Source organism: Thermosipho africanus Ob7 (genome assembly GCF_003351105.1).
Lineage (GTDB): Bacteria > Thermotogota > Thermotogae > Thermotogales > Fervidobacteriaceae > Thermosipho > Thermosipho africanus.
The window spans coordinates 115651-130407 of sequence record NZ_NKRG01000004.1; the positions used below are offsets into that span (position 1 = coordinate 115651).

The 14757-nt window shown below is 32.8% G+C and carries 21 protein-coding genes; 20 read left to right on the top strand and 1 reads right to left on the bottom strand.

Going from position 1 to position 14757, the window contains the following annotated elements; genetic code table 11:
- From secY to OB7_RS10010, 20 genes are all read left to right on the top strand, one after another.
- Positions 1-1287 carry a preprotein translocase subunit SecY gene (secY, locus tag OB7_RS05515; protein WP_114702721.1) on the top strand — a complete coding sequence of 429 codons (1287 nt, stop codon included), beginning with the start codon at positions 1-3 and terminating at the stop codon, positions 1285-1287.
- A 5-nt stretch (positions 1288-1292) separates the two neighbouring features.
- On the top strand, positions 1293-1937 hold the full coding sequence (locus OB7_RS05520; RefSeq protein WP_114702722.1) for an adenylate kinase: 645 nt from the start codon (positions 1293-1295) through the stop codon (positions 1935-1937).
- A gap of 5 nt (positions 1938-1942) precedes the next feature.
- Positions 1943-2710 (top strand): type I methionyl aminopeptidase, encoded by a 768-nt coding sequence (gene map / locus OB7_RS05525; protein WP_004101478.1) that lies wholly within the window; start codon positions 1943-1945, stop codon positions 2708-2710.
- Positions 2694-2924 (top strand): translation initiation factor IF-1, encoded by a 231-nt coding sequence (gene infA, locus OB7_RS05530; RefSeq protein ID WP_038042330.1) that lies wholly within the window; start codon positions 2694-2696, stop codon positions 2922-2924. Before map ends, infA begins: the two co-directional genes overlap by 17 nt.
- 20 nt (positions 2925-2944) lie before the next feature.
- Positions 2945-3061, top strand: a complete 117-nt coding sequence (rpmJ, locus tag OB7_RS05535) for a 50S ribosomal protein L36 (RefSeq protein ID WP_012057198.1) — start codon at positions 2945-2947, stop codon at positions 3059-3061.
- 12 nt (positions 3062-3073) lie between these two features.
- Entirely contained in the window at positions 3074-3442 is a 369-nt protein-coding gene (gene rpsM, locus OB7_RS05540; RefSeq protein WP_004101491.1) for a 30S ribosomal protein S13, read from the top strand.
- Between the two features lie 12 nt (positions 3443-3454).
- Complete coding sequence (gene rpsK, locus OB7_RS05545) at positions 3455-3844, top strand: 30S ribosomal protein S11 (protein ID WP_012580084.1); 390 nt, start codon at positions 3455-3457, stop codon at positions 3842-3844.
- A gap of 13 nt (positions 3845-3857) precedes the next feature.
- On the top strand, positions 3858-4487 hold the full coding sequence (gene rpsD / locus OB7_RS05550; protein WP_114702723.1) for a 30S ribosomal protein S4: 630 nt from the start codon (positions 3858-3860) through the stop codon (positions 4485-4487).
- Positions 4488-4493: 6 nt separating this feature from the next.
- Positions 4494-5486 (top strand): DNA-directed RNA polymerase subunit alpha, encoded by a 993-nt coding sequence (locus OB7_RS05555; protein WP_114702724.1) that lies wholly within the window; start codon positions 4494-4496, stop codon positions 5484-5486.
- Between the two features lies 1 nt (position 5487).
- On the top strand, positions 5488-5871 hold the full coding sequence (gene rplQ, locus OB7_RS05560) for a 50S ribosomal protein L17 (RefSeq protein ID WP_004101498.1): 384 nt from the start codon (positions 5488-5490) through the stop codon (positions 5869-5871).
- 39 nt (positions 5872-5910) lie between these two features.
- Positions 5911-7218, top strand: coding sequence for a trigger factor (locus OB7_RS05565; protein ID WP_114702725.1), 1308 nt, complete (start codon positions 5911-5913; stop codon positions 7216-7218).
- Complete coding sequence (gene clpP / locus OB7_RS05570) at positions 7202-7807, top strand: ATP-dependent Clp endopeptidase proteolytic subunit ClpP (RefSeq protein ID WP_114702726.1); 606 nt, start codon at positions 7202-7204, stop codon at positions 7805-7807. Before OB7_RS05565 ends, clpP begins: the two co-directional genes overlap by 17 nt.
- A gap of 48 nt (positions 7808-7855) precedes the next feature.
- A complete protein-coding gene (locus tag OB7_RS05575; RefSeq protein WP_012580086.1) occupies positions 7856-8614 on the top strand; it encodes a YebC/PmpR family DNA-binding transcriptional regulator in 759 nt (252 codons plus the stop codon).
- 1 nt (position 8615) lies between these two features.
- Positions 8616-9335 (top strand): hypothetical protein, encoded by a 720-nt coding sequence (locus OB7_RS05580; protein WP_114702727.1) that lies wholly within the window; start codon positions 8616-8618, stop codon positions 9333-9335.
- Positions 9274-10128, top strand: a complete 855-nt coding sequence (locus OB7_RS05585; RefSeq protein WP_114702728.1) for a CheR family methyltransferase — start codon at positions 9274-9276, stop codon at positions 10126-10128. Before OB7_RS05580 ends, OB7_RS05585 begins: the two co-directional genes overlap by 62 nt.
- Before the next feature lie 9 nt (positions 10129-10137).
- A complete protein-coding gene (lspA, locus tag OB7_RS10000; RefSeq protein ID WP_004101518.1) occupies positions 10138-10686 on the top strand; it encodes a signal peptidase II in 549 nt (182 codons plus the stop codon).
- Positions 10595-11473, top strand: a complete 879-nt coding sequence (locus tag OB7_RS05595; RefSeq protein ID WP_249031033.1) for an RluA family pseudouridine synthase — start codon at positions 10595-10597, stop codon at positions 11471-11473. Before lspA ends, OB7_RS05595 begins: the two co-directional genes overlap by 92 nt.
- Positions 11474-11557: 84 nt before the next feature.
- A complete protein-coding gene (gene glnA, locus OB7_RS05600) occupies positions 11558-12877 on the top strand; it encodes a type I glutamate--ammonia ligase (protein ID WP_114702730.1) in 1320 nt (439 codons plus the stop codon).
- Between the two features lie 110 nt (positions 12878-12987).
- The gene (locus tag OB7_RS10005) at positions 12988-13206 is read left to right on the top strand and encodes a helix-turn-helix domain-containing protein (RefSeq protein ID WP_041427211.1); all 219 of its coding nucleotides are present in this window, start codon (positions 12988-12990) and stop codon (positions 13204-13206) included.
- Between the two features lie 118 nt (positions 13207-13324).
- The gene (locus OB7_RS10010) at positions 13325-13792 is read left to right on the top strand and encodes an IS3 family transposase (protein ID WP_249031025.1); all 468 of its coding nucleotides are present in this window, start codon (positions 13325-13327) and stop codon (positions 13790-13792) included.
- 50 nt (positions 13793-13842) lie between these two features.
- On the opposite strand, the gene OB7_RS05610 is transcribed toward OB7_RS10010, so the two are convergent.
- Complete coding sequence (locus tag OB7_RS05610) at positions 13843-14754, bottom strand: MJ1477/TM1410 family putative glycoside hydrolase (RefSeq protein ID WP_114702731.1); 912 nt, start codon at positions 14752-14754, stop codon at positions 13843-13845.
- Positions 14755-14757 lie beyond the last annotated feature (3 nt).

Consider the following 14757-nt stretch of genomic DNA (forward strand, 5'->3'; position numbering starts at 1 on the left):
ATGTGGAAAGCGTTAAAGAACGCATTTAAAATTCCTGAATTGCGCGATAGAATAGTATTTACTCTGTTAATGTTAATTGTTTTTAGACTAGGTATATATATTCCGGTTCCTGGGGTGAACTTAAAGGCATGGGGGGCTGCCTTTTCTCAAATGGGTACAGGTAGTGCAGGGGGCTTGTTAAGTTTTTATGATGTATTTACCGGTGGTGCGTTTAGAAGTTTTTCTATTTTTGCTTTGAGTGTTACACCTTACATTAACGCGTCTATTATTTTGCAATTGCTTTCTTCAGTTATTCCTTCATTAAAGGAAATGTTGAAAGAAGGAGAAGAAGGAAGAAAGAAATTCCAAAGAATAACAAGAAATTTAACAGTTTTACTTGGTGCAATTCAAGCATTTGTTATTTCCTTTGGACTTGCAAGAGGGTTTGAAAATATTCTTGTCATTCCACTTTGGACTTTTGTATTTTTGGCAACAGTTTCTCTTCTTGCTGGAACAATGTTCTTACTTTGGATTGGTGATAGGATTACCGAAAAAGGTATTGGAAACGGAATTAGTGTTTTAATATTTGCTGGAATTGTTGCAAGATATCCAACTTACTTTAGAACAGCAGTTCTTGGTGGTTTGAATATCTTTGAATGGATTTTCTTACTTGGTGTAATGTTCTTGATGGTTATTGGAATTATTTATGTACAACAAGCAGAAAGAAGAATAATGGTTCAATATGCTTCAAGAATGGTTGGAAGAAGAATTTATGGTGGAACATCAACCCATATACCAATTAAAGTTAATCACAGTGGTGTTATACCTATAATTTTTGGTTGGGCAATTGTTTCCATTCCAGTTGGAATTGCACAACTTACAAACTCTGAGACGGCAAAATCCTTATTCTCAATGACCAGTCCATTAGTAATTACAATTTATGCAGTGTTGATTTTCTTCTTTACGTACTTTTATAGTGTTGTTGTCTTTGATCCAAAAGATATTGCACAGAATATTAAGAGCTACGGAGGTTACATTCCTGGTATAAGACCTGGAAAACCAACAGAACAATATATAACAAGAGTATTAAATAGAATAACATTTGTCGGAGCACTCTTTTTGGTAGCAATAGCACTTGTTCCTTATCTTGTTCAAGGTGTGACGGGGGTAAATATTTGGTTAGGTGGAACAAGTGCCTTGATTGCAGTTGGTGTGGCTCTTGACATAGCTCAACAAATGGAAGCACACTTGATTATGAGAAATTACGAAGGTTTTGTTAAAAAGGGTAAACTCCCAGGAAGGAGATGATAAATATGAATATGGTCTTCCTGGGGCCCCCCGGGGCAGGTAAAGGAACATATGCTAAAAGATTAGTAGAAATGCTCAATATACCACACATATCAACTGGTGATATGTTTAGAGAAGCAGTTGCTTCTAAAAGTGAGCTTGGAAAAAAGGTTGAGGAAATATTAAAACGCGGGGATCTAGTGCCAGATGATTTAACTAACTCAATTGTCAAAGATAGATTGTCTAAAGAAGATTGTAAAAATGGCTTTATCTTGGACGGTTTTCCAAGAACGGTAGCTCAAGCAAAAGCATTAGATGAAATAATGAGGTCGCTTGGAAAAGATTTAGATTATGTGATTTATTTTGAAGTTGATGAAGAGGAAGTAGTTAAAAGAATTAGTAATAGAAGAATATGTAGTAATTGTGGAAAGATATACAATTTAATTACACTACCTCCAAAGGTTGATGGAAAATGTGATGTCTGTGGTGGTAATCTTTACCAAAGAGAAGATGATAAAGAAGAAGTAGTAAGAAAAAGATACAAAGTTTATATGGAAAACACATATCCTGTAATAGAATATTATCAAAAATCTAACAAACTTTTTACAGTTAATGGTGCTTTAGATGTTGATTCAGTAATAAAAGAAGTATTAAATATTATCAGAAGGTGAGGAAGTTGATTTATATTAAATCAAAGGAAGAAATTGAAAAGATAAAAATAGCTTCTCAAGCGGTTGGAACTATATTATCAGAGGCTAAAAAAGTAGCAGTTGAAGGAGCTAGTGCTTGGGACATTGAGCTTCTTGCTGAAAAAATTTTGAAAGAGTTGAAATGTGCACCTGCATTTAAAGGTTATAACGGTTATCCATATATTACAACTGTTTCAGTAAATGACGAAGTTATTCATGGTTTTCCTTTGAAAAAGAAAGTGTTTAAAAAAGGGGATATAGTTTCAATAGATGTTGGTGCAATATATGAAGGGTACTATGGTGATGGAGCGTATACGTATATAATCGGTGAAACAGATGAGATTGGTACAAAGTTAGTAGAAGTCACAAAAAAGTCTTTGGAAATAGCTATAGAGACTGTAAGAGCTGGAATTAGATTAGGAGATGTATCATACGAGATACAAAAATATGTTGAAGAAAATGGATTTAATGTTGTTAGAGATTTTGTGGGGCATGGAGTCGGGAAAAAATTACACGAAGATCCTCAAATACCAAATTATGGTAAAAAAGGAACGGGAGTAATACTCAGAGAAGGTATGACAATTGCTATAGAACCAATGGTTACTGAAGGCGGCTGGCACGTAGTAATTTTGGATGATGGTTGGACTGTGGTTACTAAAGATGGGAAAAGAGCGGCACATTTTGAACACACATTGTTAGTAAAAAAGGATGGATGTGAAGTTTTAACCCGGCGGGGTGATGGATTTGTCGAATAAGGAAGATATTATTAAGATGGAAGGTACAATTGTTGAGGCTTTACCTAATGCAATGTTTAGAGTAGAGCTTGAAAACGGCCACAAAATCTTGGCACATATTAGTGGAAAAATGCGAAAGAATTTTATAAGGCTAGTGCCTGGAGACAAAGTTGTTGTTGAACTTACTATCTACGACTTAACTAAGGGAAGAATAGTCTATAGGAAAAAGTCATAAAAAGAAAGGAGAGAGGAACTATGAAAGTGCAATCCTCAGTAAAGAAAAGATGCGAGCATTGTAAGATAATAAAAAGAAAAGGAAGAGTATATGTAATTTGTAAAGTAAATCCAAAGCATAATCAGAAGCAGGGTTGAGGAGGGAGATAGATGGCTCGTATCGTCGGTGTTGAAATACCAAACGACAAGAAGGTAGAAATAGCGCTTACATATATATACGGTATTGGTAGAACAAGAGCAAAACAAATTTGTGAAGCAACAAATATTGATCCAGATAAAAGAGTTAGAGAATTAAACGATGAAGAAATAAGTAAAATAGCAACATACATTCAACAAAATTTCAAAGTTGAAGGTGAATTGAGAACTGAAGTTATGCAAAATATAAAAAGGCTAATTGACATTGGATGTTATAGAGGATTTAGACACAAATTGGGTTTGCCAGTTAGAGGTCAAAAAACAAAATCAAATGCAAGAACTAGAAAAGGTCCAAGACCAAGCAGAATCAAAAAGAAAAAATAGGGAGGGACATAAATGGCCAAAAAAACACGTAGAGTAGTAAAAAGAAAAAAGAAATTAACAGTTGATCGTGGAGTAGTTCACATAAAATCAACATATAACAATACAATAATTACTTTGACCGATCCAGATGGTAAAGTAATCACCTGGGGTAGTGGAGGAACTGCAGGATTTCAAGGAACAAGAAAAGGTACTCCATATGCAGCACAGCTTGCAGCTGACCAGGTTGCTAAAGAAGCAGTCAAGCTTGGTATGAAAAAAGTTGACATTTTGGTAAAAGGTCCAGGTTCAGGAAGAGAAGCTGCAATAAGAACATTCCAAGCAGCTGGACTCGAGATAGGAGTAATAAAAGATGTTACACCAATTCCATTCAATGGCTGTAGGCCAAAGAAGAAAAGAGTTTAAGGGAGGGAAATAAATGGCTAGATATACAGGTCCACAATGTAAACTTTGCAGACGCGAAGGAATGAAGTTGTACCTGAAAGGTGAAAGGTGCTTTACAGATAAATGTGCTTTTGATAGAAGACCTTTTGCTCCAGGTGATCATGGAAGAGACAAGAAAAAATTAACTCAATACGGAATTCAATTGAGGGCAAAACAAACAATGAAGAGAATTTACGGAGTTCTTGAAACGCAATTTAGAAGATATTATGAAACAGCTTCCAGAAAATCAGGAGATACCCGTGAAAATCTTGTAGTTCAAGTAGAAAGAAGACTCGATAACGTAGTATATAGACTCGGATTTGCAGTTAATAGAACAACTGCAAGGCAGCTAGTAAATCATGGACATGTTTTGGTAAATGGTAGAAAGGTTACTATTCCTTCTTACCAAGTAAGACCAGGTGATGTAATAGAAATAAGGGAAAAGAGTAGAGATATTTTACCAGTTAAAAACGCAATTGAGTTGAATAAAGATAAAAATAGAATGCCTTGGCTCACAGTTGATTATGAAAATTATAAAGGTACATACGAAAGAAATCCAAAACTAGAAGAAGTTATTGATCTTCCAGTTGATGTACAAGCAATTATCGAATTGTACTCGAGGTGATAAAATATGGAATTTGTTATGCCTAAAAGACTTAAGATGGAGGAGCACAAAGAATCGGATGATTACTATTATGCACGTTATGTGCTTTCTCCTCTTGAAAAAGGTTATGCTACAACAATTGGAAATACATTGAGAAGAGTTTTGCTATCTTCAATACCTTCTCTTGCAATAACGGATGTAAAATTTGTAAGGCCAGAAAAATATCATGAATTTGATACTATCGAAGGTGTAAAAGAAGATATTCTTGAGATTCTTTTAAATTTAAAAAAGGTTCAGCTTTCAATGGAAGATTATGTAGAAGAGCCAGTTGAGTTGACAATTCAACATAAAGGTGCTGGTGAGATAAAAGCAGGGGATATAATAGTCCCAGCAGGTGTGAGTGTAACAAATCCTAATTTACATATTGCAACTTTAAATGAAGATGCAGACCTAGAAATAAAGCTTTATGCAACTATAGGGAAAGGATTTGTACCTGCAGCAGAAAGAAACGAAAAACCTGATATAGGCTGGATAGTTTTAGATGGAGTTTATAACCCAGTTTTAAAAGTTAACTGGATTGCAGAGAATGTTAGGGTTGGTAAAAAAACAGACTATGATAAGTTAGTATTGGAAATATGGACAAAGAAAAACATTAAGCCATCAGATGCATTAAAGAAAGCTGTTAAAATAATAAATGATCACTTTAGGATTATTGAAGAAAGTTTCGGAGAATTTGATGAAGAAAATGATATCGCTGAAGTAAGTGAAGTAAGTACAGTTGAGGAAGAAGAAGTTGTTGATGAAAATGATATTTTGAGTAGAAAAATTGATGAGTTAGATTTATCAATGCGTGCACTAAATTGCTTAAAACGCGATAAAATTGAAACAATTGGTGATTTGTTGAGTAGAGGAGAAGAGGAACTATTGAAAATCAAAAATTTTGGTCAAAAATCACTTGATGAAGTAAAAGAAAAGTTGATGGAAAAGTTTGGGCTCAGCTTCGGAAAGGGGGAAAGTTGAAATGAGACATCGAATGAAAAGACACAGAATAGGTAGATATGGAAGTCATAGAAAAGCAACTTTAAGAAATCTCTCAAGAGAAATTGTTGAACACGGTAGTATAATTACAACAACTCCAAAGGCAAAGGCTGTACAAATTTTCTTTGAAAAGTTAATGACAAAGGCTGTAAAAGCAAAAAAAGCTGATAAAAAGGAAAGAGAAGTTGCATTGAGAAGAGAAATATTCAAAGCACTTGGAGATAGAAGATTGGTGAACAAATTAGTCGATGAAATTGCTCCAAAATACTTAGACAGACAAGGTGGATATACAGCAATTTATAAGGTTGGCCCAAGAAGAGGCGACGGTGCAGAAATGTCATTAATTAAGCTTGTAATAGAAGAGTAAGGGGGAATACCCCCTTTTTTACTCTTGAGGAGGTGCGGTATGGAAATTAAAGAACTTAGTGTTGATAAAAACATTGTGACAAAAGAATTTATATTTGATTCTGCAGAGATACAAAGAGCTGAAAAGAGAACATTAAACGAACTTAATAGAAAGTACACTATAGAGGGATTTAGGAAGGGTAAAGTTCCTCTTTCTGTTTTTAAAGCTAGATTTGGAAAGGATTTTTATGATTATTTTGTTTTCGAACAATTAGTTGAAGAAACATATAAATCATTTGAGGAAGAGTCAAATTTGTTACTTATACCAGAAATTGCAGAAAAAGAAATAAATAGTGAAAGTGCAAGAATAGTTGTTAATTTTCACAAAAAACCAGTAGCAAAAGTAGATTTTGAGAAAATTAAGGTGAAAGTAGCAAACAAAGATCAAGTTTTAGAAAATTATCTTGATTTAAGATTAAAAACATTAAGAGAGGAAAATGCAGTATTAGAGCCAAAAGAAGGACCAGCAGAGTTTGATGATTTAGTAAGAGTTAAGACATACGTAACTAACAAAGAAACGGGAAAGGTTTTGGTCGATGGTAATGAAGATGAGTATGTACTCTATAAAGATGATGAAAGACCTACGATTCAAAATCTTGTAGGACACAAAAAAGGCGATGTTGTTGAATTTGATAGAGAATTTCAAAAAGGTGAAGAAGAAAAAATAGTTTATAACTACAAAATAGAGATTTTAGATGTTTACAAGAGAATTCTTCCTGAACTTACCGATGAATTTGTAAAGAACAATTTGGCTGAAATGCATTTAGAAACACTTGATGAATTGAAAAATAAAATTTTAGAAGAAGGTACAAAAATATACGATGATGAAATAAAGCATTCAATTAGAGAGCAAATTCTTGCACAACTTCCAGAAGCAACAGAATTGTTTATTTCAGAAAAAACGATTGATTATGCAGTAAGATTGATTGTAAACAACATGAAAGAGGAAGGTAAATACGAAGAGTACGTAAAAAAATACGATAGTGAAGATAAGGCTAAAGAAGCAATTAGAGAATACTATGTTAGCGAATTGAAAAAGGAAGCAGCAATTGAAAAGATTGCTAAAGAATACAATATTGAAAGAAAAGCAACTGATGAAGAGCTTGAAAAATATGCAGAAATTCTTGCTCCATATTGGGGTATTAGTGTTGAAAGGGCAAAAGTATTAGTTAAAGAAAGGGCAGAAGTAAGAAATGAAGTAGAAAATATGATTTTTGTTGATAAGGTTTTAGATAAGATTTCAGAAAATGTTGAGAGGGAAATTGTTGATATAAACAAAGAAGGTGGCGAGGATGAAGGAAATAATTAATCAGTACGTTCCAATGGTTGTTGAAAGCAACGGAAAATATGAAAGAGCATACGATATATACTCAAGGCTTCTTAAAGATAGAATAGTATTTTTAGGAAGTGCAATAGATGATCATGTCGCTAATTTGGTTGTAGCCCAGCTCTTGTTTTTAGAAGCAGAAGATCCTGATAAAGATATTCAACTTTATATAAATTCGCCTGGTGGTTCTGTAAGTGCAGGGCTTGCTATATATGATACTATGCAGTATATAAAATGTGATGTTGCTACAATTTGTATAGGCCAAGCAGCATCTATGGGAGCTGTTTTGCTTGCTGGAGGTACAAAAGGAAAGAGATTTTCTTTGCCAAATAGCAGAATAATGATTCATCAACCACTTGGTGGAGCAGAAGGTCCTGCAAAAGATGTGGAGATAATGACAAAAGAGCTTTTAAGAATAAAAAATAAAATTAATGAGATACTAAGTTTTCATACGGGCCAACCAATCGAAAGAATTGAAAAAGACACAGATAGAGACTTTTTTATGACACCTGAGGAAGCTTTAGACTACGGTTTGATAGATAAGGTTATAAAACCGGAAGATAGAAAATGATTTATGGTATAATGTAGATGATAAGGATTTTTTGAAGGAGGTAAAAAAATGTCAGGTCACAACAAGTGGGCAAATATTAAGCACAGAAAAGCTGCCCAAGATGCGAAAAAATCAAAGATTTTTACAAAGTTGATTAGGGAAATTATAGTTGCTGCTAAAGAAGGTGGGGGAGATCCAGAAACAAACCCAAGATTAAGGGCAGTCTTAGAAAGAGCAAGAGCAGCAAATATGCCAAAAGATACTATTGAAAAATCAATAAAGAAAGGTACCGGAGAATTAGAAGGTGTAGATTATCAAGAAATCATATATGAGGCATATGCTCCAGCCGGAGTGGCACTCTACATTTATGCAATGACAGATAATAAAAATAGAACTGCTCAAGAGTTGAGACACCTTTTAAGTAAACACGGTGGTTCATTAGCAGAAAGTGGTTCAGTTGCATGGCTATTTGAAAGAAAAGGAATAATTGAAATTCCAAAAGAGAAAATTGCTGATTTTGAAGAATTTGCAATGGTTGCAATCGATGCTGGTGCAGAAGACATAATTGAAGATGATCCAATTCAAGTTATTACAGCTCCAGATATGTTAACTGAAGTAAAAGATAAATTAGCAGAAAACGGCTTTGAAGGTGAGGCAAAAGTAACATTTATTCCAAAAAATACCGTTAAAGTAACAGGTGCAGATGCTGAAAAAGTATTAAAATTGGTTAGTGTTCTTGAAGATAATGATGATGTACAGGAAGTTTATGCAAACTTTGAAATTGATGATAAAGAACTTGAAGAAATAATGTCAAAACTAGAAGGATAAGATGAAGAAAATTGTAATATTTTTCTTTTTGTTCCCTCTAACAATTTTTTCAAATATTTTAGGTTTTTGGGTTGATCCATTTAATGCATTATATGGATTTAGTATAAGTCAAAATATAGAATTTTGGAATATAAAAGCCCTGCTTCGTTATGATTTGCCTGTTAATTGGGAGCAGGGCTTTCCATTATTGAGACCAGAACAATTAGATATAAATTTTGAATTATATTCTGAAACATACTCGGTTGAGTATGGTTATTTTCATAAGAAGATACCATTTTATGTAAGTGTAAATCCTTATGAAAAAAATTTAAATATTGTTTGGGGATTTACTGGATTTTATGGCAATTATAGTTACTTTAATAGCGATATTTTTGATTTTATATTTAACGAAGATATGTACGGATTTGCATTAAAATATAATGATTATAGATTCTTTTTCGAAAATAGTACAGAAAATATTTTGGGGCTTGAATATAATGGTATAGTTGTTTATTTCGATAGATTTGGTTTAGAGTTTGCATTAAATATTAACAATGAAAATATGGGATTTTATTTTGTACCGGTTAATGGAAATTTTGGTTTTGTTTTAAAAGATAATGAAAATTTTTTGTTTTTAAACGATGATGAGGTAAATTTTAATTGGAAATGGGGTGAAATATATGTCGTTGGAGGATTTCAAAAAGAAAAGAGACAGTTTTCAATTGAATTCTCTATCTGGTAATACACAAGAATTTTCAATGGAAGAATTTAACTGGTTTTTAGAAGTTGTGAAAAAAGATTTCAATTTTGATCTTACAGGTTATAAGCCCCATAGAGTTAAAAGAAGAATAGAGATGTTAATAAGAAAGTATGGTTTAAAGTCATACAAAGAGTATTATGAGCTTATAAAAAAAGATGAAAAAAAGAAGGATGAATTTTTTGATAGGATGACTATAAATGTTACTGAATTTTTTAGAAATCCAGAAAAATGGTGGGAACTTAGAGATAAATTTATACCTGAACTTTTAAAGGAAAGTGGCTCAAAATTTAAAGCATGGAGTGCAGGATGTTCAACAGGAGAAGAACCATACTCGCTTGCAATACTTCTTGAAGAACTCAAGGCACCATCTAGTGCAAAAGTTTATGCAACAGATATTGACATCGGTGTTCTTACTAAGGCAAGAATGGGGGAATATGAGGAAAGATCATTTGTAAGTACTCCGCCACAATATTTAAAGAAATACTTCGAAGTAACAAGTAGAGGAACATACAGGGTAAAACAAAATGTGAAAAATAGAGTGATTTTTAAAAGGCACAATCTTCTCCAAGATAGATTTGAAACTGGATATGATTTGATTCTTTGTAGGAACGTTGTTATATATTTTGAAATGGAGACAAAAATGGAATTGTATGAAAAATTTGCAAAAGCTCTTAGACCGGGTGGAATATTATTTATTGGAAATACAGAAAGAATTTTTAATTACAGACAACTTGGATTTGAAGTGGCATCACCATTTATATACAGAAAACTGTGAGGTGGTTTTTTGTTCTGGCTTACTCTTGCTTTTGTTATTGATCAAATTACAAAATATATTGCAACAGAATATTGGAGATTTAATCCAACGCGGCTTTTTAACTTTTTTTATTTAACTTATGCAACAAACAAAGGTGTAGCATTTGGTTTATTTTCCAGCTCTAAGGAAATAGTTATTTATTTAACGCTTGCGATTATTATTGGTCTTTCAATTATACCGCTTTTTAAAAGGTTAAATTTTTGGACAAATATGTTTTTGGGATTTATTATAGGTGGAGCGCTTGGCAACGTTGTTGATAGAATAAGATTTGGTTATGTTGTAGATTTTATAACTATGCCTTACTGGCCTACTATTTATAATTTAGCAGATTTTTTTATTTTAGTTGGTGGAATCGGTATAGGATTAGTACTTCTTTGGAGGAGAGATATTGGAGATCAACGTAACAGCGAGAGAGAAAGGTTGGAGATTGGACAAATTCGTTCAGGAGAAAGCACCGAATTGGATTTCAAGGACGTACATTCAGAAAGCGATAAAGAGTGGGGAGATAAGAGTCAATGATGAAATAAGAAAGCCAAGTTATAAATTAAAGCTTGGCGACGTTGTTTTTTTGGAATTTCCAGAAAAGCCTAAGGAAGTAGAAATTTTACCTGAAAATATTCCGCTGGATATTTTATATGAAGATAAAGATATTGTTGTTGTAAACAAAAGTGCGGGAATGATAACTCATCCGACTCCATCTTTTACATCTGGTACACTTGTAAATGCATTAATGTATCATTGCAAAGATTTTCAAGGAATAAGTGGAGAGTTGAGACCTGGAATAGTACATCGTCTTGATAAAGATACAAGTGGAGTTATCGTAGTTGCAAAAAATGATAAGGCTCATCAGAGTTTATCAAAGCAATTTAAAGATCGAGTAACCGAAAAAGTTTATGCGGCAATTGTAAAAGGTATAGTAAAAAAAGATTATGGAACTATAGAAGTTCCAGTTGGAAGAAATCCGGTTGTAAGAACAAAAATGGCCGCAGTTGATTGGGGTAAAAATGCACTTACATATTTTAAGGTTTTAAGAAGATTTAAAGATGCAACACTTGTTTTTGCATACCCTAAAACTGGAAGAACACATCAAATAAGGATACATATGAAATACTTAGGCCACCCATTATTAGGTGATGAATTATACGGAAGTGGAAAGAAAGATGAAGTTTATGGCGTTACAAGGCAGATGCTTCATGCGTTAAAACTCTCTTTTTATCATCCCACAACAGAAGAAAAAATGACATTTGTAGCTCCTCTTCCAGAAGATTTTAAAAGAGTTTTAAAGATTTTATCCGAAATTTATTGATTTTTATTGATAAAGTGCTATAATTAGACTATAAAGGCATTAAATGCCTTATTTTCTTTTTTATTAATGTAGGGGGTGTTATCTGTGGGGATTGACGAGATTTTTAGGATAATTGAAGATGAGAAAATCAGATTTGTAAGGCTCCAGTTTTCCGATATTAACGGAGCTTTGAAGAATGTAGAAATTCCGTCTGCAGATTTGAAAAGAGCGTTTGAAAAAGGTATTATGTTTGACGGTTCTTCAATTGAGGGATTTGTTAGAATCAACGAATCTGATATGTATTTAAAGCCAGATCCGGACACCTTTGCGATTTTACCGTGGACTCTTGAAGGGCAAAAAAGCGCTAGAATCATTTGTGATGTTTACAAACAAGATGGCACACCTTTTGAAGGAGACCCACGTTTTAGATTAAGAAAAGTGATGCAAGAAGCAAAAGATATGGGATTTGTCCCACATGCAGGCCCAGAAGTTGAATTTTTCCTTCTTCCAAGAAAGAACAATAAACCTTCGTTTGAGTTCTTGGATGAAGGTGGGTATTTTGATCTTTTGCCAGTAGATATTGCAGAGCATTTGAGAAGTGAAGTTGCAGTTATGCTTGAGGAAATGGGAATAGATGTTGAGGCAACTCACCATGAGGTTGCACCATCCCAACATGAAGTTGATTTTAGATATAACAATGCGCTTTCTGCGGCAGACGCAGTTCAAACAGTAAAACTGGTTATAAAGACTTTAGCAATAAAAAATAATCTATATGCAACATTTATGCCTAAACCATTTTTTGGTGTAAATGGTAGTGGTATGCATGTTCACGTAAGTTTGTTGTCAACTGATTTGCAAAAGAATATGTTTTTTGATGAAAAAAGTGGAGACATTTCTGAACATATGAGATACTTTATTGGTGGAGTATTAAAATATTCAAAGGCAATTACTGCGGTTACCAATCCGACTGTTAATAGTTATAAAAGGCTTGTTCCAGGATACGAAGCACCGGTAAATATTGCATGGTCTCTTGCAAATAGATCGGCCCTTGTTAGAGTTCCTGCAGCAAGAGGAATGGCAACAAGAATTGAATATAGGTCTCCTGATCCTTCTTGTAATCCTTACCTTGCATTAGCAGTGATAATTAAAGCTGGCTTACAGGGAATAAAAGACAAAATAGAGCCACCTCTTCCAGTTGAAAAGGATATTTATCACATGAAAGAAGAAGAAAAGGATAATTTTGGAATTGACCATTTACCATCTAATTTGAAAGAAGCTTTAGATGAAATGGAAAAATGCGAGCTAATAAAAGAGACTTTGGGAGAACATATTTTCAATAAATTTTTGGAAATGAAAAGACTTGAATGGAAAGATTTTTCAATTGCAGTTACAGAATGGGAAAGGCAAAGATATGAAATAGTGTGAAATTAAAGAGGTCAGTTTATTGCACTGACCCCAAGAAATGAGATAAGAAAAAAGAAATGAAAAAGCACCCCCGAAGTGGTACAATAAAACCAACAAGGGGGTGTTTTTCTTTGGCTAAGAAAGGACAAAAGTTTAGAAAGTATTCTTCAAAATTGAAACAAGAAATCATTAGAATTCACATGGATGAAAAACTTCCGAAAAAGACTATTGCTTCTCTCTTAGGTGTCCATGAAAGTAGAGTGCGATTGTGGATAAAGAATTATCTAACATATTGTAATATTGAACTTAAAAGAGGTAGACCAAAAAAGAATCAACTCAAGATGAAATAGAAAGATTAAAAGCTGAGAATGCTTACTTAAAACTTTTGATAGAAAAAATACTTGAAGAAAGAGAAATAAAAAAGTTGAGATAATAAATAAACTGTCAAAAGAATTTAATATTGAGTTGTTGTGTAAAATAGCTGGTATTTCAAAGAGTACATATTACCGTATATTAAAGAGCAAGGATAGAGATAAAGAAATCAAAGAAGAGATTAGAGAATTATATTTTAGATACAATGGAATATATGGATACAGAAGAATAACAACGGTAATGAAAAGAAAAGGTAAGAATATAAACCATAAGAAGGTATATAGATTAATGAAAGAGCTGGAATTATTTGCAAGAATAAGGAAAAAGAATTACATACGAAAAGCAATGATGAAAGTACAATTCAAAGGTATGCTACAAGACAACGGACCAGCGGAAAACTTCTTTAGTCATTTTAAAGAAAAAATGGTAAAAATAAACAAAGAAAAGACAAAAGAAGAATACAAAAAGTTAATAGAAGAATACATAAAATTCTACAACGAAGAAAGATATCAAGCAAGATTAAAAAACATGGCTCCGAAAAAGTCTCGAAGCCATGCTGTTTAAAAAGTAAATTATTAACTTTTTTATTCGTCCAACTTACGGGGGTAGGTCCATCATTTCGCCTCTTTCTCTTTTTTAAAATATTTAAGTGCGCCAGAAATATCAGAAAGTTTTTTGTCTTTATTTGCTGGATAACCAAAAAAATTATGTTTTTTGCATAATTCTATAAATTCATTTATTATTTTACTGTTGTCATAAAAAGGTGAAAATATATAGTCTGTAACAAGAACAAATTTACCTTGATTTTGGATTTTTTGTATGTATTTTAGCCTATTTAAAGTAATTTTTTCATCAATTCTTTTTGTGTATTTAAAGAATAAAGATTCTATTCCTATACCATCGATAGCATTTATATAATTGTTTGAAGTATCATAATCTAATATATTTTCCCCGTTTTGTGGCACGACTAAAAAATTTCCTTTACTTTTTACATAATTTGAGATATGAAAGACAAAATCAATCATCTGCAATGCTGTAAATTCTTTTGGATAGCCATTTTCAGACCAATAAATAAATGAGTCGATTAGATCGAGATAGAGTCCGTCTACTTCATATTTTAAAATTTCATCGATCATATTAAAAACAATGTTTTGCCATTCTATATACCAATACTTTACTTTGTAATTTCCAGGCCACATTGGATTTTCACTTCCAAGCCATTCAGGCGGATTTTTATTCCACTCTTTTTTCCAATAACTTCTATAATCTTCTGCTTCACCTATGCTTAAGTAAGAAAGGATTGTTGTTCCGTTTTCCTTAAGTTTTTTAATATAGTATATATCCTCTTCATCAATATCTTGAACATCAATAATCAAAAATTTAGGCTTGTAGTATGAATATATTGTTCTTAAATTAATTTTTTGAAGTTGATATATAAGAGGTACCTCAACTCTTTCAATGGATAATGGTTGTATGATTAAAAAGAGTAGTATTCCAATCGTAAGTAGCTTAATAAAATTTTCCACGTC